Origin of the sequence: Clostridium psychrophilum, assembly GCF_018861705.1 — a bacterium.
Taxonomy (GTDB): domain Bacteria; phylum Bacillota; class Clostridia; order Clostridiales; family Clostridiaceae; genus Clostridium_AD; species Clostridium_AD psychrophilum.
In genome coordinates this window covers 62,681-86,641 of the sequence record NZ_JAHLEC010000001.1, presented here as the reverse complement: position 1 = coordinate 86,641, position 23,961 = coordinate 62,681, and the positions used below count along the sequence as shown (strand labels likewise).

Below are 23,961 nucleotides of genomic sequence, written 5' to 3'. Positions count from 1 at the left end.
GGGGTGTTTACAATGCTAAATGTTATATTAGGAACAATAATCGTGATAAGTATTTTAACTTACATAGTAGTAAAAAGAAACTTGACTCATTATCAAGAAGAAAACTTACTAAAAGATGTTCCAACCATAAATGTTAATAGGGAAGATTTAGAAAAACATGCCTTTGAAATAGCACGTCATTATTCTGATGTCAAAAATACTAATTGTAAAAAAAAGCTTATTAGTAATTTAGATAGAAGTTATGAAAAAATTTTAAAAGGCTACGAGAAAATAGATAAAGAAGGTAAGAATAAAAAGGAGGTATTGCCTGCCGCAGAATGGTTAATAGATAATTTATACCTTATAGAAAAAGAATATAAAAGCATAAAATATAATATGCCACAAACATATTATAAGGATTTACCTGTTATATACAAAGGAGTTATGAAGGGGTATCCAAGAGTCTATCATATCGCTATTGAAATAGTATCCCACACTGAGGGGAGGATGGATGAGACAGTTATTGCTAATTTTATTGGAGCATATCAAAAAAATGCTGTACTTACAAGTGGCGAACTTTGGGCTATTCCCATAATGCTTAGAATAGCTTTAATTCAAAATATTAGTATGATAACAGAGAAAATTGTTAATGCGGAGCAGGATAAAAAACAAGCTGAATTAGTTGCAGAGCGATTAATTAATGCTTTTACTGAAGGAAAAATTGCTACAGAATTGTCTTTACTAAATAGTCAAAAGTTAACATTCAATTCTCATTTCACAGAACGATTATTAAAATTGTTAAGAGATAATGGAATCGATTCTAGTGAGGTATACGAGTATATAGATGAAAAGCTTGGTGCAGAGGAAATGAGTTCTGACAGAGTGATTGCATTGGAACATCAAATAGAGGCTAATTTTGAAATATCTATGGCTAATTGTATTAATAGCATAAGAGTAATTGAAGGCTTAAACTGGAAAAATTATTTTGAAAAACTAAGTTCTGTAGAAAACATTTTGAGAGATGATCCATCACAAATTTACAGCAAAATGGATTTTATGTCGAGAGATGAGTATAGGCACGTAATAGAAAAATTATCAAAACATACTAAACTTCCAGAGTCATATATTGCAAAAAAAGCAATAGAATGTTGCGTAAAAGGTGAAAATACAATTTATAAAAAACACGTTGGATATTATTTGATAGATGATGGATTAAGTGAATTAAAAGAAAAAATAGGATACAAAAATATAGGAATGCAAAAGCTCAAAAACAAGATAAGTAAGAGCAAAGAAAATTATTATATTGGTACTATTATAATATTTACTATGTTAATAGGATGTTACATTATTACTAGCAGTTTATTAAATGATAATAACAAAGATTTATGGAGATATGTTTTAACTGTATTGGTTATATTAGTGCCTTGTAGCGAGATAGCAATATCTATTTTTAATTGGAGTCTAAGCGTTCTAATTAGACCTTCTTTTATTCCGAAAATGGATTTAGATAAAGAAATACCAGAAAAATATAGTACAGTTGTTGTAATTCCAACCTTATTAAATAATTCTAGTAGGGTTGTTGAGTTAGTAAATGATTTAGAAATATATTATTTAGCAAATAACCAAGAAAATTTGTATTATGCATTACTTGGGGATTTTAAGGATAGTGATAACCAGAATGAAAAGGAAGATAAAGAAATAAATAATGCAGGAATTTTAGCTATAGAAAAACTAAATAAAAAGTACTGCAATTCTGATAAGAAGATATTCTTTTTCTTAAATAGATATAGGCAGTACAATATAAAAGAAAAAAAGTGGATTGGACTCGAAAGAAAACGTGGAAAACTTATGGAGTTTAATCAATTTTTGAGAGGCAACGAAAATACAAGCTACAATGTAATAAGTAGCAATGCTGAGATTCTTTTAAAGGCTAAATATGTTATTACATTAGATGCTGACACAAAACTTCCAAGGGATGCTGCCAAAAAGTTAATAGGGGCAATGGTACATCCATTAAACAATGCTGTTATAAATTATAGTAAAAAGAAAGTAGATAGAGGGTATGGTTTAATGCAACCAAGAATAGGCGTGTCTATAATTAGTGCAAATAAAACTTTATTTTCTAAAATATTTTCTGGCGAAACAGGTATAGATATATATAGTACTGCTGTGTCAGATGTATATCAAGATGTATTTGGTGAAGGAATTTTTACTGGAAAAGGGATTTACGATGTAGATGTATTTAATTATATGTTAAAGGACGAGATACCTGAAAATGCTGTATTAAGCCATGATTTATTAGAGGGATCTTATGTTAGAACTGCATTAGTGACAGATGTGGAGTTTATAGATGGATATCCGGCTTACTATAATGCTAGCTCTATGAGATTACATAGATGGACTAGAGGAGATTGGCAATTACTGCCTTGGCTTAAGAAAGCTTCGCCACTAAATAAAATATCTAAATGGAAAATATTTGATAATTTGAGGAGAAGTTTATTATCACCTTCAATCACAATACTGATTATACTTGCCTTAGGTGGAATACTGCCTGATGGAACAGATAAATGGGTTATTACAGCTTTTGTTGCGATTTTAACACCAATTCTTTTTAGTGTAACTGAAGCTGTGGTTTCGCCTTCTATAGGTATTAGTTTATCTGGAAAAGTTCAGAATGGTTCAATGGCTATTGAACAAACATTTTTGATTATTTGTTTTATACCTTATCAGGCATATATGATGTTAGATGCTATAATAAGAACTTTATATAGGGTAATAATAAGTAAAAAAAATTTATTGGAATGGCAGACAGCAGCTGATGTAGAGGTCAAGTTAGGGAAAAAACTTAAAAATTTTATATCATCTATGTGGATGGGAAGTGCTATTTCACTCTTAATCTTATTTTTATCATTTAATTCAAGCATGAGCATCGGGATACTTAGTATACCTTCTTGTTTGCTCTGGTTTTTAAGTCCTCTACTTGCATATGAGATAAGTAGGGATAGAAATGTAGAAAAACTGGAACTTCTGGATAAGGAAAATATTTTCCTAAGAAAATTAGGTAGAAAAACCTGGGCCTACTTTGAAGATTTTGTAAATGAAGAAAATAATTGGCTTGGGCCAGATAATTATCAAGAAGATCCACCTAATGGAGTAGCTCATAGAACTTCACCAACCAATATGGGAATGGAACTGACCTCAAATTTAGTTGCATATGATTTGGGGTATATAGGAATTATAGAGGCGTCACGTAGAACAGAAAAAATCATGAAATCAATGGAAAGTTTGGATACTTATAATGGACATTTTTATAATTGGTATGATACTAAAACTAAGGCTCCACTTTATCCTAGGTATGTATCTACAGTTGATAGTGGAAATTTAGTTGGGTATCTTTGGGTAACAACACAGGCATTAGAAGAATATTTAAATAATTCATTATTTAGCAGTTCTAAAACTAAAGGATTACAAGATGTTATGAGGCTTGCTAGTGAAGAAATGGAAATGTCTAAAGAATTAAAAGAAGTATATTATGAAGTCATAGTTAAATTGGATAATGATAAAATAGATTTTAAATATTGGAAGACTATTATTGAAGATTTATCTTTTGAAATTTCAAAAACTGAAAAAATTTGCGAGAGTAAAAAATTATACTGGAATAAAAAACTTGCAAATGATGTGGATGGGTTCTTAAATGAAATAAATGAACTTTTTCCTTGGTTTAATTATGCATATGAAAATAACTATGATTATAAGATTAGCAAGTCATTACAAAACTTGCTTGAAAACACAGCATTGAATGATATCCCAGAAAAAACAACTAATATGTTAAATATGTTAAATAGAAATTTAAAAGGTAATGAGTCCTTAGAAAAATTAAAAAGTATGTTAGAGCTGACAAAAGAAAAATCTCAGATTGTTATTAACAATATAGTAAGCTTAAAAGAAAGAATAAACTTAATGGCAGATGCTACAGATTTTAAAATGTTATATGATGAGGAAAGAGAATTGTTTAGAATTGGATATGATGTGGAAAATGATAGTCTAGGTAAAAGTTATTATGATTTATTAGCTTCTGAGTCAAGGCAGGCTAGTTTTGTTGCCATAGCAAAAGGAGATGTGCCTAAGAAACATTGGTTTAAGTTAGGCAGGTCTATGACTCTTATGGGAAAAAGTAAGGGTCTAGTTTCTTGGAGCGGCACTATGTTTGAATACATGATGCCATTGCTTATAATGAAAAATTATCCAGATACAATGCTTGACGAAACTTATAGATCTGTAATTGGGGCGCAAAAAAAATATTGTAATGATAGAGGGGTGCCATTTGGAATCTCTGAATCTGCATTTTATAATTTCGACATAAATTCAAATTATCAATACAAGGCATTTGGAGTAGCTGGAGTAGGATTAAAGGCAGGACTTGAAAATGAGTTAGTTATTGCACCATATTCTACTGTTATGGCACTACAAACAGATTTTAGAGGCGCTTATGATAATCTTTTAAAACTTAAGGCTGAAGGTTTAGAAGGAACTTACGGTTTTTATGAAGCTATAGATTACACTAAAAGCAGGATGTCCAAAGATGATTCTAAGGAAATCGTTAAGTGTTTCATGATTCATCATGAGGGAATGAGCTTAATGGCAATAGATAATGTATTATCAAATAATATTCTTCAAAGGAGATTTCATGCCTTACCAAAGGTTAAAGCAACAGAGTTATTACTCCAAGAGAAAATTTCTAAAAGAGTAGTATATGATAGAAATTACAAATTTAACACATCAGGAACAGTAATAGGCAAACAAAAAATTATAGTAAGAAAATATACGACAGCAAAAACTGAAACCCCTGAAACACATTTGATGTCAAACGGGAATTATTCGTTAATGATTTCAAATAGTGGAGCAGGATATGGTTTGAGAGATAAAACTATGATTTACAGATGGAAGGAAGATGTAACAAAAGATAATACAGGTATGTTTGTGTACATTAAAGATGTGGATGAAAATAAATACTTTAGTGCAACATATGAGCCTTGTAAAACTGAAGGTGACAGCTATGAAGTAACATTCTCATTAGATAAAGCAGAATTTACAAGGGTTGATGATAGTATTACTACTAGAACGGATATTACTGTGTCTACTGAAGATGATTCAGAAATAAGAAGATTGCACATTACAAATTATGGTGCTAAAAATAAAAAAGTAGAAATAACAAGTTATTTAGAGGTAACTCTTGCTCATTATGATGCTGATATAGTTCATCCTGCTTTTGGAAACCTATTTGTCAAAACGGAGTATGTAGATAAACCTAGTTGCGTTTTGGCAACAAGGAGGCCTAGATCTAAGGGAGAGAAACAGCCTTGGATTATGCAGAGCGTTGTAACTAACGGAACTACTTTAGGGCCTATTCAGTATGAAACTAGCAGAGCTAGTTTTATAGGGCGTGGCGAAAATACAACGCACCCATCAACAATGAAATTAGATGCACCTTTATCTAATACTGTTGGAGCAGTACTTGATCCTATAATAAGTATAAGAAGGAGGGTTAAGATAAAACCTGGTGAAACTTGTATCATAGCATTCACTACTTCTATAGCTAATAGTAAAACTGAAGTAATTGATTTAGCTAAAAAGTATAGTGAATTTCATAATGTAAATAGAGTGTTTGAACTAGCGTGGAGTCAGACTCAGGTAGACATGAAATATTTAGGCATAAAATCTACTCAAGCAAATTTATATCAAGTAATGGCTTCTAAAATTTTATTCTTAAATTCTACTTTTAAACAAAGAGAGGAATATATAAAAAATGTATCAAAGGGTCAATTTACTCTTTGGGGATATGGTATTTCAGGAGACTTACCTATAATGCTTTTTATAGCTAGGGAGAGTAAAGATAAGAGCTTAGTTAGTCAGCTTTTAAATGCTCATGAATACTTAAGTCTTAAAGGGTTAAAAGTTGATTTTGTGATAATAAATCTTCAAAAAAATTCATATGATCAGCCACTTCAAAAAGATATTAAGGATTTAGTAGGTAGTAGTCACTTAAGAGATAAAGAGAATAAACCTGGAGGAATCTTTATTTTTAATAAGGCTACTATTACAGATGAAGATATAGATCTTCTAATATCTATATCTAGAATAGTTATTGATTCCTGCAAGGGATTGTTAGTATCTCAAATTCAAAACAATTGTAGGGAAATAGAAAAACAACCATTATTGCAAACTTTAAAAAATAAGTTTATTTATAAAGAGCACAAGTTTAACATTGGGCCATTAGAATATTTTAATGACTTAGGAGGTTTTAATCTAGAAAAAGAAAACTATACTATTATACTTAAAAACTTTAATAATACACCAGCACCTTGGATAAATGTAATTTCTAATGGCAATTTTGGATTTCATGTATCAGAGTCCGGATCAGCATATACATGGAATCAAAATAGTCGCGAGAATAAAATAACTACTTGGTCTAATGATTGGATAAGTGATGAATGTTCAGAAGCTATATATATGCGAGATGATGTTTACGGCAATGTGTGGTGTATTACACCTAAACCCATAAGGGATGGTGGAGAATACTTAATTGAACATGGTTTTGGATATTCAAACTTTAAACATGAAGTTTATGGAATTATGGGCAAAGTAACAATGTTTGTACCAATGGAGCATAACGTCAAGTTGTGCAAGATAAAACTTAAAAATAATAGTAATGTAGTTCGTGAATTAAGTATGACTTACTATGCAGAACTTGTAATGGGAGTTGTGCCTCAACATACAGCAGAGCACATTATTACTTACTTGAATGAAGAAAAGGAATATATGTATGCAACAAATTGTTATAATCAGAATTTTGGTAAACTAAATGCTTTCTTAAAATTGGTTGGAGGTGAGAAGCAAAGCTTTACTGGAGATAAAAGTGAATTTTTAGGTAGAGGTGGAAGTGTTGAAAATCCAGAGGCATTAAAGAGAGTAAAACTTTCAAACAATGTGGGTGTAGGGCTTGACCCATGTTTTGCAGTTACAACTAAAATTCATCTAGAGCCAAACATGGAAATAGAATTAATAGCTATGCTAGGTGAAAGTGATAATTTAGATAATACTTGTAACATTATTAATAAATTTGAAGATTTTGAAAGAGTAGATGTTGAATTAGAAAATGTTAAAAGTTATTGGAATAAGTTACTTCATACTGTGCAGGTTAAGACTCCAGATAAAAGTATGGACATAATGCTTAATGGATGGTTAATGTATCAAACAATAGCGTGTAGATTATGGGCAAGAACTGCGTTTTATCAATCTGGTGGGGCTTATGGTTTTAGAGATCAGCTTCAGGATGTTATGTCTTTAAGCATGATTGAGCCTAGTATGACTAGAAAACAAATATTATACAGTGCTTCGAGACAATTTGTTGAGGGTGATGTGCAACATTGGTGGCATCCGGTTGTTGATAGTGGAATAAGAACAAGATTTTCTGATGACCTATTATGGTTACCTTATGTAACTATGGATTATATAAAAAATACAGGCGATTATGAGATTCTTGATGAAGAAGCTAGTTATTTAATGGACACATCACTTTCAGATGGAGAAGACGAAAGATATAATATTTCAGGAAAGTCAGATTTTACAGGAAGTATATATGAACATTGTATAAGATCAATAGATAGAGCTCTTAAATTTGGCGCTCATAATATTCCATTAATGGGTAGTGGTGATTGGAATGATGGAATGAGTACTGTAGGTAACAAGGGAAAAGGCGAGAGTGTATGGCTTGGATGGTTTTTATATGATATATTAAATGATTTTTTTGAAGCTTGTATTTATAAAAATGATAATGAAAGACTTCAAAAGTATAAGGAGATGCAAGAATATATAAGAACAAATCTTGAAGAAAATGCATGGGATGGGAACTGGTATAGAAGGGCTTATTTTGATGATGGAACACCACTTGGATCATCTCAAAATGAAGAATGTAAGATAGACTCTTTATCTCAATCTTGGTCAGTTATATCTGGAGCTGCAAATGAGCAGAGAGCAACAAAGGCTATGGAATCATTGGAGCGTTATCTAATAAAAGAAGACAATGGGATGATTTTACTTTTAACTCCTCCTTTTAATAAATCAACGTTGGAACCGGGTTATATTAAAGGTTATGTACCTGGAGTTAGAGAAAATGGTGGTCAATATACACATGCGGCCACCTGGGTAATCCTTGCTTTTGCTAAACTTTACAAAGGTGACAAGGCTGCTAAGTTATATAATATGATAAACCCTATTAATCATACAAAAACTTTGCTAGATTGTGAGAGATATAAAACTGAGCCTTATGTAATGTCTGCTGATGTTTATGGGAAAAAACCTCATGTAGGTAGAGGGGGCTGGAGTTGGTATACTGGAACCTCAGGATGGATGTATAGAACTGGAATTGAAGCTATACTAGGGTTAAAATTGAAGGAGGGAAAAGGGTTTACAATCGAACCTTGTGTACCAGAGGAATGGTCACACTATGAGATCATTTATAAAAAGGATAAATATGAATATGCAATTGAGGTTAAACGCCAGGAACATAAAGGCATTTGGCTTGATGGGAATTTATGTGTAGATGGATTAGTACCATTCAAAGATGGAGTGCACAAAGTAGTAGTTACAATATAAAAAAACAGATGACTTTTAAAAAGTCATCTGTTTTTTTATATTGTATTAATCTTTTATATTGTAGAAATCTTTTATATTGTAGAAATCTTCATCATGAAGTTCCTCGCCACCCCAATAGGTGTAGTCAAATTCAACATTAGATATATTCATAGCAACTATGGGGTCAGTTACTGGGTCTGGTAACATAGTAGAATCAGTTTCTGAATAAGATCTTATGTTTTCAGGTTCTTGTTCAAAAAAATCCCTTTGGTATGGTGCATACTTTTGGTGTGGAGCATACCTTTGGTCTGCTGCATACATTCTTGTTTTATCTTCAGACATATTATTACCTCCTTTTATAAACATATTTAATATAAATAATCTTTATTATTTAAATATAGATTATTTAAATATAGATTATTTATATTATATGTTTATAGCATTTAGTGTTCCACATTAGAGATAAAAGATAACAGTAATATTAATAAAATTATTAACTTAAATGTAATTATATTATTTTAATTAATAACTGTGATTGCATAAAATGAATTAGGTTGGAATATAATATATATGTTTATAAAATATTCTACAAAATAAAGGAGATTTTTAATGAACATAGAATATATATAATTACTATCAATAAATAATTGTTATGCATCAAAAACGTTATAAATTAAGAATTTTACAATTAATACTTATTGATATTTATTGATATTTAAATTTAAGGAGGAATAAAAATGACAGAATTAAGACAGATTTACAAATGTGAAATATGTGGTAATATAGTTGAGGTAGTTCATAATTCTGGAGGAACTTTAGTTTGTTGTGGAAAAAATATGACTCTTCAAGAAGAAAATACTCAAGAAGCAGCTGTTGAAAAACATATACCAGTATCTGAAAAAATACAAGGTGGAATTAAAGTCAAGGTTGGAGCAGTAGAGCATCCATCACTTGAGAAACATCATATTGAATTTATTGAAGTACACACAGAAAACAAAGTTTATAGAAAATTTTTAAAACCAGGTGAAAAGCCAGAAGCAGAATTCAAAATAGAAGAAGAAGTGTTATTTGTAAGAGAATACTGCAATTTACACGGACTTTGGAAAGCATAAATATTAGATTATTGTTGATTATTTAACAAAATAGGTATATTATAGTTGTAAGATATTTTTAATATTTTATAAATATAATCTATGATGAGAAGCAAGTAAATTTAAAAACAAATTCAAAGAGAGTCGTTGCAGGTGTGATTACGATAATTATGTTTAAATTGAATGGGTCTCTAAGATTCGGGATGAAGGTTAGTAGTCTTTGACGTAAGCCTTACGTTACAAAGGTAGGATATCATAGTGTATCTGCTCAGAAGAAACTTTATTATAGTTTCTAAGTATTAGGTGGTACAGTGTATAATGCGCCCTATGGATTAATCCATAGGGCTTTTTTGTATTTAAAACATTGATTAAATAATATATTGGATAGAAGGCATATAAAATAATTAACAAAGCAAGTTGCATGTAGAACAATATATAATTTTGTCTAATTTATTCTAGGAGATGGTTATTTTGGAAGAAAGTAAAAAAGTAATATTTAGTGGAGTCAAACCTTCAGGTGATTTAACTTTGGGAAACTATTTAGGAGCTATAAAAAACTGGGTTAAATTACAAGAAGAATATGAATGCTATTTTTGTGTGATGGATTTACATGCAATTACAGTAAAGCAAGAACCTAAGGATCTTAGGCGAAGAACATTAGAGATATTAGCTATTTATTTAGCTTCAGGAATTGATCCTGATAAAAATACTCTATTTATCCAGTCACATGTTCCAGCTCATTGTGAGGCCTCTTGGCTTTTAACATGTTGTACTTACATGGGAGAATTAAGCAGAATGACACAATATAAAGATAAATCTAAAAATAGTGGAGGAAGTATATCCGCAGGTTTATTTAATTATCCTACATTAATGGCAGCAGATATTTTATTATATCAAAGTAATTTAGTACCTGTAGGAAAAGATCAATTTCAACATCTTGAGATGGCTAGGAATATTGCTGAGAGATTTAATAAAACATATAGTGATACATTTGCATTACCGGAAGCTTATACAGCAAAAGCAGGGGCCAAAATAATGGATTTACAAGATCCAACTAAAAAGATGTCTAAATCAGAGAAAAATGTTAATGGATACATATTGATAATGGATCCACCAGAAGTTATTAGGAAAAAAGTAAATAGAGCAGTTACAGATAGCTTAGGGGTAGTTAAATATAATGATGAGCAACTTGGCGTAAAAAATTTAATGACTATACTTATGACAATAAACAATGTGACAATTGAAGAAATTGAAAATAAATATCAAGGATTAGGTTATTCTCAATTTAAAAAGGATGTAGCAGAAGCAATAGTTTCAGAACTTGAACCTATACAAGTAAAGACTAAAGAATATATAGGCAATAAAGCTTATCTTGAAGGAATATATAAAAAGGGTTCAGATAAAGCTAGTTACGTTTCCAATAAGACATTAAGAAAAATGCAAAAGAAAATGGGATTTATCCCAAGATAATATATAAGATTCATATTCAACTTATTATCTTAGGTTTGATAATGATTTACGAGTAGTAATTAGAGCACATAACAATCAAAAATGGTTATGTGCTTTTTATTGTTTACAGAACGTTTTGCTTTCATAAACCTAGAGAAGCATGCTTTGTTATTTTAGAAAGATTAGAAAGATTATAAAGAGTTAGAATAAACAGATTTTATATAGACAGTACAGGCTTTGTTGACAGATATGTTGATAAAAGATAAAATTGATAAGTAGAGAATTGATAAGTGAAATTTTATAATGACTAGGAGTGCAGAGAGTGATTATAAGAATATATATAAATGTACATAATTCATAAATAAAGAGGAGATATGATGTTGGAGGATTACATAAAACAGATTAAAAAGAGAAGAACGTTTGCTATAATTTCTCATCCAGATGCAGGTAAAACTACACTGACAGAAAAATTATTATTATATGGTGGTGCTATAAGGCTTGCAGGTTCAGTTAAAGCGAGAAAAGCATCTAAACATGCGGTTTCTGACTGGATGGAAATAGAAAAACAAAGAGGTATTTCTGTTACGTCATCAGTTATGCAATTTAATTACAATGATTTTTGCATTAATATACTTGATACACCAGGTCATCAAGATTTTAGTGAAGACACTTATAGAACTCTTATGGCAGCTGATAGTGCAGTAATGATTATTGATGGTGCAAAAGGAGTCGAGGAACAAACAAGAAAGTTGTTCCATGTATGTAGTAGTAGAGAAATACCAATATTTACATTTATTAATAAAATGGACAGAGAAACTAGAGATATATTTGAACTTATGGACGAGATAGAAAATGAATTTGGTATTAAATCTTATCCAATGAATTGGCCTATAGGCTGTGGAGTAGATTTTAAAGGTGTTTATGATAGGCGTTCAAAAGAAATTATTGTTTTTGATGATGGAAAGCATGGTCAAATAGAAGCTAAAGAAACAAAAATCAATATTTATGATGAAAAGGCTATTGAACTTATTGGTGATTCACTATATAAAAAGCTTAAGGAAGATATTGAACTTTTAGATGTAGCGGGTGATGATTTTGATTTAGATAAGGTATCTAAGGGAGAGCTTACACCAGTATTTTTTGGAAGTGCATCAACTAATTTTGGAGTTGAACCATTTCTTGATAACTTTTTGAAATTAACTTCACCTCCATTACCAAGAAATTCGAGCATAGGGAAGATTGATGTTTATAGCAAAGATTTTTCTGCATTCGTTTTTAAAATTCAAGCTAATATGAACAAGGCTCATAGGGATAGAATTGCTTTTATGAGAATTTGCTCCGGAGAGTTTGAAAAAGGCATGGATGTTTATCATGTGCAAGGTGGTAATAAGATAAAACTAGCACAACCTCAACAGTTTCTAGCACAAGAAAGAGAGATAGTAGATAAGGCTTATGCAGGAGATATTATAGGAGTATTCGATCCAGGAATATTTAGCATAGGAGATACTATATGCAGTTCCTCTAATAAATTTCAGTTTGAGGGAATACCAACTTTTGCTCCAGAACATTTTGCAAGGGTTAGAACTATTGATACTATGAAGAGAAAGCAATTCATAAAGGGAGTGTCACAGATAGCTCAAGAGGGTGCAATTCAAGTATTTAAGGAACTTCATATAGGAATTGAACAAATTATAGTCGGGGTTGTAGGGGTTCTACAGTTTGAAGTATTAGAATTTAGACTTAAGAATGAGTATAATGTGGATATTAAGATTGAAAGGTTAATGTTTAAACAAATAAGGTGGATTGAAAATAGTAACATAGATAAAGAAAAACTTAATTTGACTAGTGATACTAGGATAGTTAAAGATCTAAAAGATAGAAACTTATTATTGTTCCAAAACGATTGGGGTATTAGCTGGGCACTAGATCATAATAAAGGTTTGATTTTATCAGATGTTGGTAAAAATAATGACTAATAAAGAAATAAAAAGAAATTCCTTGGTAATTATCAAGGAATTTCTTTTTATTTAATATGTTTTCATATTTTTCTTTTTTTACTAGATAGAATATCAATTAAAAATACGATTGCAGCAATGATTAGTAAAATATTAATTAAGTCTCCGCCTATACTAAAAAGCACTCCTATTAACCAAAATAAAACTACAAAACCTCCTAACCAACGTAAAAGGGTCATATGAACACCTCCGTTCATAAAATATTAATTTGATAGAGTAGTTAATATCTATAAAATTAATACTAACTTATATATATAGTATTAAGTAATTTAGTGTTGTATATGCAAAATGTGTGTAAAATCTTTGAAAGAAGTGTACCCATACATTTGAAAAAGCTATTTATATTGTATATAATAATATGAAAATGACTTTTAAGTATATATTTGATATTAAATTTTAGGAGGAGAAATATGGAAAATAGTAAATCAGCAACTGAAACTATAGATATAGTACAAATAAGTCTTATGGCGGCAATTATATTTATAGCTACATCTGTCATACATGTGCCTACGTTTATTGGGGTGCTTCATTTGGGGGATAGTATGGTGTTCCTATCAGCTATTTTACTTGGAAGAAAAAAATCATCAGTAGCATCTGCAGTAGGGATGAGTTTATTTGATTTATTAAATGGATATACATATTGGGCACCTTTTACTTTAATTATTAAAGGTGTAATGGGTTATATTGCCGGAACAATTGCTTATAGAAAAAATTATAATGGAGATAATCTAAAAAATAATATTTTTGCATTTGTTGTTGCGGGGATTTGGATGATAGTTGCATATTATATTGGAGGAACTATTATTTTAACGTTTATTTCTAAGCAAAATGCTTTTCAGCAAGCACTAATTATTAGTTTAAAGGACATACCTACAAATATAATACAAGTAATAGGTGGTATAGCTTTAGCGATACCTTTAATAGCTGCCTTAAAAATAAAGATAAGAAACTATATATAAGATGATTAATTAAGGATTTGAGTATATTACAGGATCAAGGAATTATATTTTAATATATTATTAAAAAGAAGGCATTATGTTAATTCTAAATTTAACATAACACCTTATTTTTATATTTTTTTTATAGGTACATTTTTATTGCTTTTTCTGGTAGTAAAATAGAATATACTGAAAATTATTGTTGGTATCACCATAAAACTTATTACAGAAAAATAAACAAAAATATTTAAGAATTTATATAATAATATTACTTTAGCAGATATGAAAAAGGATATTATAAATACAAACAAGGTAATAATATATATCACATATTTGTTAAAGAAAGAAAGGTTCTTTAATAAAATGAGTATAGCATTTAACGTTAATATATATTTTATAAACCATCCACCAACCATTTGCAGCATTACAAAAAATTCACCGCCTTCTACAAAATTGAAATAACTTATAAGCTGAGTTTGTATAAGTTTAGGATAGTTAAGATTTAAGAGTCTAGCTAGACTAAAGGTACTTAAAACACCAATGGTTGCAAATATTTCCATCTGAATTACAATTAATAGTGCAATAATACAATGTCTTACGATTTTTGATCTATTATGAACTTTTGATAAAAAAGGGATAGCAATAGCTATACTACCATAACATCCTAGCACCTTTATTATAGATAAAATAAAAGGTCGTGATACACCATTTGCCATTATAGGTAGTAGGTATGAAAGCTTTTTATATTTAGCAGTAAGAACTGTTAGGATTATCCCTGAAACCATAATGAGAAATATACCAATAACAACAATTATAGTTAGTGCTCTAGTCCCTTTTTTTGTAATATAAATGGCTGGTATTAATATAAATAAGAGAAAAAACCAAGGTGGAGTTTCTTGAAGTAGATTTATATTAAGGGCATTTGCTTCTACGGAAGAGCTTTCTATTAAACTTATAATTAAAGTTATAATGAACAAAATTAAAAAAATGTTTCCTATAGTTTTACCTAAAGCTTTATGGTAGATTTCATCCATATTATAGCAATTGCGTTGTTTGCAAACGAAAATCAAATAAATAAAGAAAAGAAACATGATAATCGAGGCAATAATAACAGAAATCCACGAATCTCTACCCCCATTCATGATAAATACATTAGGGTAAGTTTTCATTGCTACAATGGAAGTCCCCCAGATTATGAACATTAAATGTTTTGTATTAAGCTTATCCATTCTATCTCCTTGTCTCCTCATTGTTAATACTATATTGCATCTTAAAGAATTTCCAATATAGTATTATTATTTCCAAATATTAAAATATTAATCTTAAATATTATAAAAATTCAGAATATAAAATTTAAATATTACAAATAATAAAATGGGTGATTAAAATGGAGAAAATAGATATAAAGTATGTTAAAGAAAAATTAAAGAATAGCTATGATGTAAAATATAGGGAAATACAATGCGATTTAGGAACAATATATGGAGTATTCATTGATGATTTAGTTGATTCTAAATTTATTAGTGAATATATATTTAATCCACTTATACGATTCAAGATTGTAACTTCAGATTTAGAATATATAAAGAAAGAGGTATTATACGCTAATATTATTGGGGACGTTAAGAGCAATGAGGACGCTGTATCACACGTTTTGGCTGGAGATTTAGTACTTATATTTTCTTTCGCAAGTAAATCAATTTTTTGTGAAGCAAAGGGATATGTAAGGCGTAGTGTTGGTATTCCCGTTACAGAAAACGTACTTAAAGGACCAAGAGAAGGATTTACGGAGCTTTTTGTAGATAACGTATCACTAATTAGGCGTAAAATAAAAAACCCGGCTTTAAAATTTGAACCCTTAACATTAGGGAGTAAATCTAACACAATAATTGTGATATGTTATATAGAAGGTGTAGCGCCTACAGGACTTGTGGATTATATAAGAAAAAAGGTGTCTAATATAAAATTAGATTTTATATTAGACACGAATTATATTGAGGAAGAATTAAAGAATAGAAACACGGCATTTGACACAATAGGAACCACAGAAAAACCAGATGTGGCTGCATCAAAACTTTTGGAAGGAAAAGTGGCAATAATTGTTGATGGTACTCCATTTGTAATCACCGCTCCGTATTTTTTCGTGGATAATTTTCAAATGCCAGATGATTATTATGGCAATAAGTTTTTTGGAAATGTATCAAGAATTACGAGAATAGTTAGTTTCTTTGCAGCATCTTTATTGTCAGGGATGTATTTGTCTTTTGCTACTTTTCACTTTGCACTTATTCCATCTGTACTTGCTATAAAGTACGCAACGTCTAGAGCGGGTGTACCTTTACCTACTGTTATTGAATTATTACTAATGACTTTCTTTTTCACATTACTTCGAGAGGCAGGAATAAGATTGCCACAGTCAATAGGTCAGGCAATGAGCATAGTTGGAGCTTTAATTCTAGGTGATGCTGTAGTGGGAGTAGGCATAGCATCGCAAAGTACTGTGGTAATAGTAGCACTTTCGGCTATATCATCATTTTTAGTACCTAAGGTTTATGGTGCTATATCTATATGGAATGTAATAATCATTTTATTTTCAGCAACACTTGGACTCCCAGGGTTTTACATTGGATTTCTTGTTTTTATAGCACATATGGCGGGACTTGAAAGTTGTGGATATCCATATTTATTTCCTTTAGGAACACTAGAAAGTTTTAGATTTAAAGATGTATTATACAGAAAAGATCTAAATAAGATATCTAATAGTATTTTTAGTAAGGATGATCAAGATGAATAAATATAAAAAATTATTGCTTATAATATGTTTAATAATGAGTTGTACTACAATGTCTGCATGCTTCAATTACAGGGACATTAATAAACTTTTATTTGTTACTGCGTTAGTGATAGATGTTGATGATATTGGAAATCCTGTAATATATGTGGAAGCTTTTAGGGGAGTAAAAGGAGCAACGCCTGAAGGGACAGATGAGAGAATATTATTTAATGCAACAGGGAAAACACTATTTGAAGCAGTTAGAAATATGAATGCTACATCAAGCTTCAAATTGAATTATACACAAAATAAAGTTGTAATATTTACTCAAAAGGCAGCACAATTTGGTGTTTCTGATTTCATAGATTTTCTAGATCGTGATCAAGAATTACTTGTAAGACCTTATATTGCAGTATATCCAGGAAATCCTGAGCAACTTATGAAGCTAGATATTATTCAAGAAAAGTACATCGGATTTTTTATAACAGAACTTATACAAAATATTGGAGCAGATCCAAGAGCTGTGGTACTTACTTTAAATGATTTTTACAACCAAAGAGTTAATGGAGACAAAACAACTGTAATACCTATAATAGATATTCCAAAAGATAGCTTAGAGTCAAAACTTCAAATAGATGGTGGGGCAGTTATTCAAAATGATAAAATGGTTAGTACTTTAGCAGCAGATGAAGGGTTAGGATTTAACTTTTTAAATGACGAAATTGCAAGTGGTACTTTAGAGGTAACTAATCCTTGTAATATTAATAAATTTGTGACATTAGAAATTAGAAAAAGTAAAACTAAAACAGATATTAGTTATGATAAAAATATTGTTCATTTAAAAAAGAAAATTAAGGTTATGGTAGATTTTGGATGTGCACAAAAGAGCATTAATTTGACACAAGCGAATATCGTAAAAATTCAACAACAGGCAGGAGAAAATATTTTAGAATCTTGCAATAAGTTATTTGAAAAATATAAAATAACAGGTGTAGACATTTTTAGTATAAAAGACAAATTTTACGAAAAATATCCTTCTATAAAGATAAATGATATTATTAAGAAAACTAAGTTAGAAGTTAATGTTGAGGTAGAAATAAAGAATACAGGAACTACAAAAAACTTTCAGTAGTATAATTAATTATAAACTTAGGCGATGGTATTCCATCGTCTTTTGTTGTAAATTATAATTATAAAAAATAGTTTTTAATATTTTTGAAACATTACATAATGATAAACATAATATAGTACTATAGCACTTTTGGGGTGGAATTCATGGATATAAAAAAAATAAAAATTTTGTTAAATAAAGATGAGGGTACAAAATTAGACTTTAAACAAAAGATTGATATATTAACGGAAAGCGGAAAAAAAGAATTAGCGAAAGACGTGTCTGCTATAGCAAACTCTCGTGGAGGACGTGGATATATTATTATTGGAGTTGAAGATAAAACCAAAAAAATTATAGGTATTAGTGATTTTAATTTTAAAGAAGAACAAATCCAACAAATTATTAGTTCGCGGTGTGAGCCACCAATTCCAATATCCATAGATTTTGTAACATACCAAAGCAAAAAAGTAGCAATTATAACTATATATGATAGTGGTCAGAAGCCATATCAATTGAAAGAAAATGGGGCATTTTGTATTAGAAGAGGTTCTACAACAGATACTATGAGAAAAGAAGAATTAATTTCTTGCTTACAAGAAAATTTAAGTCTTAATATTGAAACTATGCCTATTATGAATAGTGATATTAATAGTTTGGATTTAAATATGGTTAATAGATATTTATTAAACAAAAGCATTATGGTGAATGATCAAAATAGGTTGGAATTTATGGATAACGCAGGTATAACTTTTATTGAAAGAGATTATAATAAAAGAGTAGTGACACTTGGTGGTCTATTAGTATTTTCTCAGGTTAATAGTATTTATTTACCTTACAATATGATAAAAATAATAAATAAGATAAAAAACACTTCCGATGAAGTTGTAATTGTCCAAGGAAATTTATTAAATATGCTTGATAAAGTAGAAGAATTATTTAAAAAAATATTTCCAAAAAATTACCCTATAGATGCAGTGTATGAAGCTGTTAAAAATGCGATACTTTATAGGGATTATACTATATTTTATAAAGAAATAGAAATAATAATAAGTTATAATAGTGTTAGTGTAATCAGTCCAGGTAACCTATTGTATTCCAATGAAATTAATACTCATAGTTATTTAAAAAGAAACATGTGGATATATGATAAGTTAATAGCTTTGGATGATAGAAAGAGATTTATAAAATCAGGAAGAGGTTTTGCACGAATGAAAAAAGCTTTTAATAAATATGGAAAGGTAATATTTGTGGATTCAAAACATGATAATACTTTTAAAGCTATTTTCCCGGGAATTAAAAATTTTGTCTGAATTGCTTGATTTACATTATAAATATAGGTATAATTAGTAACATAAAAAAATATATATAAAAGGCTATGAAAGAAAAAAGTAACTGTATGAATTATTAAGAGAGCTAGTGGTAGGTGTGAACTAGTTAATAAATACAATGAAATACATTCTGGAGCTTTAAGCTGAAGCAGTATCGAAGATTAACATCATCAAAGATGATGAGTAGCATCGAAGATGAACAGCATCGAAGATGATGAATAGGCTGAGACGGGTAAACCTTACGTTATAAGGAAAAAGCGGATTGTTAAATCAATTTGGGTGGTACCACGGAATTATTTCGTCCCTTTCTTAGGGGGCGTTTTTTTTATTTCTTAAAATATAACAAAATCAAAACAAGGAGGAATAAATTATGGAAAATGTATATGATACACTTTGCGAGAGAGGATACATAAAACAACTTACTCACGAGGATGAAATAAAGAAAATATTAGGAAAAGAAAAGGTAACATTTTATATAGGAATTGATCCAACAGCAGACAGTTTACATATTGGTCACTTTGTTACTATGATGTTTATGGCACACATGCAAAGGACAGGACATAGGCCAATAGCATTAGTTGGCGGTGGAACTGCAATGATAGGTGATCCATCTGGAAAAACTGATATGAGAAAAATGCTTTCTAAAGAAGAAATTGATCACAATATAAGTTGCATAAAAAAACAGCTTTCAAGACTTATTGATTTTAGTGAAGGGAAAGCAATACTTGAAAATAATGCGAATTGGTTATTAAATTTAAATTATGTAGATTTTATAAGAGACATAGGAGCACATTTTTCAGTTAATAAAATGTTAACTGCAGAGTGTTTTAAACAGAGATTAGAAAAAGGGTTATCTTTCCTTGAGTTTAATTATATGCTTATGCAAGGATACGATTTTCTAGTTTTAAACCAAAAATATGGATGCACTATGGAATTAGGTGGAGATGACCAATGGTCTAACATAATAGCAGGTATGGAGCTAATTAGAAAAAAAGAGAGTAAAGCCTCTTATGGTATGACTTGTACATTACTTACTAATAGTGATGGCAAGAAGATGGGTAAAACGGAAAAGGGTGCTTTATGGCTTGATCCAGATAAAACATCACCATATGATTTTTACCAATACTTTAGAAATGTTAGTGACTTAGATGTAGAAAAATGTTTATCACTCCTTACGTTTGTACCAATGGATGAAATAAGGCATCTAAGTTCTTTAAAAGGTCAAGAGATTAATAAGGCTAAAAAAGTTTTAGCTTTTGAGGTTACAAAACTTATCCATGGAGAAGAAGAAGCAATTAAGGCTCAGAACGCTGCAGAAGCATTGTTTGGTGGCGGTACTAATATGAGTAGCGTGCCATCTATATCAATACCAGAGAGCATGAAGAATGCCTTATTAACGGATATATTAGTTCATACTAAGGTGGTTTCTTCAAAATCTGAGGCTAGAAGATTAATTGAGCAAGGTGGATTAACTATTAACGATAAAAAGATTGAAGATAAAAATGCTATTTTAGAAGACAATGATTTTAATGATAGTTGTGTTCTTATAAAAAAAGGAAAGAAAAAATATTATTCTTTAATCATTGAATAGAAAAGATTAAAAAGCAAAGTTGAAATTGAATCATCTCCTGCGGAGCTGCAACAGCTTTGAAGAAGATGCATTGACAGCTTTGGAAGCAGATTTAGACTGCCACCAAAGTAATTTTCATAGGCTAGACAAGTGCCACTTATAGAAGATGGCAGACTTGAAGCTTCCAAAATGTTGTTAAAATTTTAGCTTTGCTTTTTTACTTTTTGATGATAAAGTTAACAATTAATATATAATTGTTAACTACCTACTTAAAAAAATAATATTTTATACGATAATGAAGTATTGTTAACTTTCAAACCACAATTATGCCAAATAAATGGGAGGTGGCTTATGCCGATAATTAGCAATACTCCAATACCCAGAAATCAACAAACAAAAAAAGCATTTAGTAAAATATCTTTTGAGGCTGGAGAAAAGTTTAACGCAAGAATTGTAAGTGCTGACATTCAAAAGGGTGAGGTAGATTTAAAGTTATTAGATGGATGGCAATTTGCTGCAAAACTTAATAAGCCACTTAAGCAAGCTCTTGATGGTAGTGTTCTGGGGTTTGAGGTAGAAGGATTTGAGGATGGTAAGCTTAAAATAAAATTAACAAATGAAGATAAAAATGAGAAAATAGATGTTAATAATGTAATAGAAGATTCCCCTCTTGAAAAACCTTTAGGTAATGATAAAACGGATGTGTTACTTTTTGAGAAAATGATAAAACATGATATGCCTTTAACTAAAGAAAATATATCTGATATAAAAAATTTAGTAGATTTTAGAGATAAGATCTCTTTGAAGCCAGAGAAAGAAGATAATTTTATTATTAAGTATCTTAATAGTAGAAGTATTGATATTAATAGTGAAAAGGCAAATGAAATAACAAAGAAATTAAAAAACTTTTTTGTTGCTATAAAAAATTTAGATGTTGATGAGATAATATTATTTAAAAAAAATAATATTGAACTTACTAAAGGAAACATAGAGAGCTTTATAAAGTTATTTAAGGGTGATTCATCTATATATAACAATTTGAAAGATATTAACAAATATCTTTCGAATAGTGGGATGACTAAGAATATAACGAATAATAATAATCCTTCAGTTATAAGTGAAAATGAGAATTTTTTTAAGAAAATTGATGAAGATAATCAGGTATTAACTTCTAAAAATTTAGAATCCACAAATCAAAATAAAAAATTGAATATAAATAAACCTGAAAGCAATACGATAAACAACGTAAAGGTTGCTAGTAAAAACATTGTTAATACAAAAGTTAATGGGTATGGTAAAAATAATCCACTTAATGAAATTGTAAACATGATAAAAAATGCATTGAATATTTCAGAGATAGACAAAGGCGTTATAAATAATGTTTACAAAGATATTGAAAAATTGACTACTGATGTTCTTGTTAAAGAGCAAATTGAATTAAAGACTGAACAAATTAAAACTATAGTTAAAACCATTATAGAGGATAAGTTGAATTTAAAACCAGAAACTTATAAGTTAGTCATGGATGTTGTTAATCAATCATCCAACGATATAAAGATATTCAATTCTATTTCAGAACAATATTATTGTTTGGATTTGCCAATAGATATTAAAGAAAATGAATACCAACTAAAACTAATTATTAAAGATGATAGAAAAAGAGGCCAAAAGATCGATAGTAAAAATGTCCAAATTGCTACTAGTGTTAAAACAATGAACATGGGAACTGTGGATGCGTTTATTAAAATTAACAATAATATTATGAACATTAATATTAAGTGCAATAAATTATTTGTTAGAGCTTTGGATATAAGCAAAGAAAATTTAATTAAAGATTTATCTAGTATGAATTATAGGGTTAATATAAAAGTTAATAAAAAGGTTAAAGAGTTCACACTAGAGAACTGCGGAGAATTTTTTGATGATAGAAGTTTTAATACAATCAATATAAAGGTATAATAGTAAGGAGACATTTAAAAACAAACAAAAAAATTGTGAATAGGTTTTGTTTAATAACTATGGTTACAACTTTAAGTAATAATGAGGTGTCTTATAAAATGAAAAGGGTAAAAAAAGCTACTGCAATAAGATATGAAAATGGATATGATGCGCCTATAGTAACTGCAGCAGGAATGGGGTATATTGCAGATGAGATTGTTAAGACGGCAAGGGAGAGTAAGGTAGCTATAGTTCAAAATGAAGAATTATCTAATTTACTAACAAGCGTTGACATAGGATCAGAAATACCCTTAGAATTATATGATGCAATAGCAAAGGTTATTGCTTACGTAATGGATATAGATGCATTGAAAAAAAAAGACTAAACAATTGATAAAGGAGGTATACTATGGCTTTATGGGCAATATCTGATCTTCATTTAGCAACAAATTCAGATAAACCCATGGATATTTTTGGAGAAAACTGGATTAATCATGATGAAAAAATTAAAAAAAATTGGCTAAAAAAAGTTTCTCCAGAGGACACTGTACTAATTGCAGGGGATATTTCATGGTCAATGAATATTAGTGAGGGTATGGAAGATTTAGAATGGATTCATAAACTTCCAGGTAAAAAGATAATTATTAAAGGAAATCACGATTATTGGTGGGGCAGTATTACAAAACTTAATTTGCTTTACGATGATATGAATTTTATTCAAAATAATTTTTTTAGTTATAAAGATTTTGCTATATGTGGGACGCGTGGTTGGAATTGCCCTGGATCTGCAAGGTTTTCAACTCATGATGAGAAAATATATAGCAGGGAGCTAATAAGACTTAAAATTTCATTAGATGATGCAGTAAAAAATGGATATAAAAAAATTATTGTAATGCTTCATTATCCACCTACAAATGATAAGTTCGAGGAAACTGAACTTATAAGGATATTAAAAGAATATAATGTGGGAAGGGTTATTTATGGACATTTACATGGACCGTCTTTAAATAGATTATATGAAGGTAATATAGAAGGTATAGAGTACATAGTTACATCTTGTGATTATTTGAATTTTGATCCTTTATTAATATTAGCATAAAATGGAAGTTGATAAATTGTGGATAATTAAGGTTAT

The 23,961-nt window shown here is 29.6% G+C and carries 16 protein-coding genes and 1 other annotated feature; of the genes, 12 read left to right on the top strand and 4 right to left on the bottom strand.

Annotation, left to right across the window (positions count from 1 at the left end):
• Nucleotides 1-12: 12 nt before the first annotated feature.
• Nucleotides 13-8,634 carry a glycoside hydrolase family 94 protein gene (locus tag KPL38_RS00465; protein ID WP_216285450.1) on the top strand — a complete coding sequence of 2,874 codons (8,622 nt, stop codon included), beginning with the start codon at nucleotides 13-15 and terminating at the stop codon, nucleotides 8,632-8,634.
• A 45-nt stretch (nucleotides 8,635-8,679) separates the two neighbouring features.
• Here KPL38_RS00465 and KPL38_RS00460 read toward each other — a convergent pair whose 3' ends face one another.
• Nucleotides 8,680-8,955 carry a hypothetical protein gene (locus KPL38_RS00460; protein WP_312884123.1) on the bottom strand — a complete coding sequence of 92 codons (276 nt, stop codon included), beginning with the start codon at nucleotides 8,953-8,955 and terminating at the stop codon, nucleotides 8,680-8,682.
• Nucleotides 8,956-9,350: 395 nt separating this feature from the next.
• On the opposite strand from KPL38_RS00460, the gene KPL38_RS00455 reads away from it, so the two are divergent.
• The 3 genes from KPL38_RS00455 (at nucleotide 9,351) to KPL38_RS00445 (ending at nucleotide 13,129) form a co-directional block, all read left to right on the top strand.
• Entirely contained in the window at nucleotides 9,351-9,725 is a 375-nt protein-coding gene (locus tag KPL38_RS00455; protein ID WP_216285448.1) for a desulfoferrodoxin, read from the top strand.
• Nucleotides 9,726-10,175: 450 nt separating this feature from the next.
• Nucleotides 10,176-11,174, top strand: coding sequence for a tryptophan--tRNA ligase (trpS, locus tag KPL38_RS00450; protein ID WP_216285447.1), 999 nt, complete (start codon nucleotides 10,176-10,178; stop codon nucleotides 11,172-11,174).
• Nucleotides 11,175-11,533: 359 nt separating this feature from the next.
• Entirely contained in the window at nucleotides 11,534-13,129 is a 1,596-nt protein-coding gene (locus tag KPL38_RS00445; protein WP_216285445.1) for a peptide chain release factor 3, read from the top strand.
• 62 nt (nucleotides 13,130-13,191) lie between these two features.
• Here the strand turns inward: KPL38_RS00445 and KPL38_RS00440 are convergent, their stop codons facing one another.
• Nucleotides 13,192-13,347 (bottom strand): DUF5670 family protein, encoded by a 156-nt coding sequence (locus KPL38_RS00440; protein WP_216285443.1) that lies wholly within the window; start codon nucleotides 13,345-13,347, stop codon nucleotides 13,192-13,194.
• Between the two features lie 231 nt (nucleotides 13,348-13,578).
• On the opposite strand from KPL38_RS00440, the gene KPL38_RS00435 reads away from it, so the two are divergent.
• Complete coding sequence (locus tag KPL38_RS00435) at nucleotides 13,579-14,127, top strand: ECF transporter S component (RefSeq protein ID WP_216285441.1); 549 nt, start codon at nucleotides 13,579-13,581, stop codon at nucleotides 14,125-14,127.
• 110 nt (nucleotides 14,128-14,237) lie between these two features.
• On the opposite strand, the gene KPL38_RS00430 is transcribed toward KPL38_RS00435, so the two are convergent.
• Nucleotides 14,238-15,356, bottom strand: a complete 1,119-nt coding sequence (locus tag KPL38_RS00430) for a GerAB/ArcD/ProY family transporter (protein WP_216285439.1) — start codon at nucleotides 15,354-15,356, stop codon at nucleotides 14,238-14,240.
• A 137-nt stretch (nucleotides 15,357-15,493) separates the two neighbouring features.
• On the opposite strand from KPL38_RS00430, the gene KPL38_RS00425 reads away from it, so the two are divergent.
• The 4 genes from KPL38_RS00425 (at nucleotide 15,494) to tyrS (ending at nucleotide 20,909) form a co-directional block, all read left to right on the top strand.
• Nucleotides 15,494-16,900, top strand: coding sequence for a spore germination protein (locus tag KPL38_RS00425; protein WP_216285437.1), 1,407 nt, complete (start codon nucleotides 15,494-15,496; stop codon nucleotides 16,898-16,900).
• Nucleotides 16,893-18,011, top strand: coding sequence for a Ger(x)C family spore germination protein (locus KPL38_RS00420; protein WP_216285435.1), 1,119 nt, complete (start codon nucleotides 16,893-16,895; stop codon nucleotides 18,009-18,011). The genes KPL38_RS00425 and KPL38_RS00420 overlap by 8 nt, the downstream gene beginning before the upstream one ends.
• A 143-nt stretch (nucleotides 18,012-18,154) precedes the next feature.
• Complete coding sequence (locus KPL38_RS00415; protein ID WP_216285433.1) at nucleotides 18,155-19,300, top strand: AlbA family DNA-binding domain-containing protein; 1,146 nt, start codon at nucleotides 18,155-18,157, stop codon at nucleotides 19,298-19,300.
• Between the two features lie 56 nt (nucleotides 19,301-19,356).
• Nucleotides 19,357-19,627, top strand: a binding site (T-box leader).
• A 61-nt stretch (nucleotides 19,628-19,688) separates the two neighbouring features.
• The gene (tyrS, locus tag KPL38_RS00410) at nucleotides 19,689-20,909 is read left to right on the top strand and encodes a tyrosine--tRNA ligase (RefSeq protein ID WP_216285431.1); all 1,221 of its coding nucleotides are present in this window, start codon (nucleotides 19,689-19,691) and stop codon (nucleotides 20,907-20,909) included.
• Here tyrS and KPL38_RS00405 read toward each other — a convergent pair.
• A complete protein-coding gene (locus tag KPL38_RS00405; RefSeq protein WP_216285429.1) occupies nucleotides 20,888-21,076 on the bottom strand; it encodes a hypothetical protein in 189 nt (62 codons plus the stop codon). The two genes, tyrS and KPL38_RS00405, sit on opposite strands and share 22 nt — an antisense overlap.
• A 163-nt stretch (nucleotides 21,077-21,239) precedes the next feature.
• Between KPL38_RS00405 and KPL38_RS00400 the strand changes: the two genes are divergently transcribed.
• From KPL38_RS00400 to KPL38_RS00390, 3 genes are all read left to right on the top strand, one after another.
• A complete protein-coding gene (locus tag KPL38_RS00400; protein WP_216285427.1) occupies nucleotides 21,240-22,847 on the top strand; it encodes a hypothetical protein in 1,608 nt (535 codons plus the stop codon).
• A 98-nt stretch (nucleotides 22,848-22,945) separates the two neighbouring features.
• Nucleotides 22,946-23,212: an EscU/YscU/HrcU family type III secretion system export apparatus switch protein gene (locus KPL38_RS00395; protein ID WP_216285419.1), complete on the top strand. Its 267-nt coding sequence runs from the start codon at nucleotides 22,946-22,948 to the stop codon at nucleotides 23,210-23,212.
• 23 nt (nucleotides 23,213-23,235) lie between these two features.
• Nucleotides 23,236-23,925: a metallophosphoesterase gene (locus tag KPL38_RS00390; protein ID WP_216285417.1), complete on the top strand. Its 690-nt coding sequence runs from the start codon at nucleotides 23,236-23,238 to the stop codon at nucleotides 23,923-23,925.
• Nucleotides 23,926-23,961: the final 36 nt, after the last annotated feature.

Excerpts from the sequence above, each read along its gene's own strand:
- KPL38_RS00465 (WP_216285450.1), top strand. The coding sequence starts at position 13 with ATGCTAAATGTTATATTAGGAACAATAATCGTGATAAGTATTTTAACT.
- KPL38_RS00460 (WP_312884123.1), bottom strand. The coding sequence starts at position 8,955 with ATGTCTGAAGATAAAACAAGAATGTATGCAGCAGACCAAAGGTATGCT.
- KPL38_RS00455 (WP_216285448.1), top strand. The coding sequence starts at position 9,351 with ATGACAGAATTAAGACAGATTTACAAATGTGAAATATGTGGTAATATA.
- KPL38_RS00440 (WP_216285443.1), bottom strand. The coding sequence starts at position 13,347 with ATGACCCTTTTACGTTGGTTAGGAGGTTTTGTAGTTTTATTTTGGTTA.
- KPL38_RS00435 (WP_216285441.1), top strand. The coding sequence starts at position 13,579 with ATGGAAAATAGTAAATCAGCAACTGAAACTATAGATATAGTACAAATA.
- KPL38_RS00430 (WP_216285439.1), bottom strand. The coding sequence starts at position 15,356 with ATGAGGAGACAAGGAGATAGAATGGATAAGCTTAATACAAAACATTTA.
- KPL38_RS00425 (WP_216285437.1), top strand. The coding sequence starts at position 15,494 with ATGGAGAAAATAGATATAAAGTATGTTAAAGAAAAATTAAAGAATAGC.
- KPL38_RS00420 (WP_216285435.1), top strand. The coding sequence starts at position 16,893 with ATGAATAAATATAAAAAATTATTGCTTATAATATGTTTAATAATGAGT.
- KPL38_RS00415 (WP_216285433.1), top strand. The coding sequence starts at position 18,155 with ATGGATATAAAAAAAATAAAAATTTTGTTAAATAAAGATGAGGGTACA.
- tyrS (WP_216285431.1), top strand. The coding sequence starts at position 19,689 with ATGGAAAATGTATATGATACACTTTGCGAGAGAGGATACATAAAACAA.
- KPL38_RS00400 (WP_216285427.1), top strand. The coding sequence starts at position 21,240 with ATGCCGATAATTAGCAATACTCCAATACCCAGAAATCAACAAACAAAA.
- KPL38_RS00395 (WP_216285419.1), top strand. The coding sequence starts at position 22,946 with ATGAAAAGGGTAAAAAAAGCTACTGCAATAAGATATGAAAATGGATAT.
- KPL38_RS00390 (WP_216285417.1), top strand. The coding sequence starts at position 23,236 with ATGGCTTTATGGGCAATATCTGATCTTCATTTAGCAACAAATTCAGAT.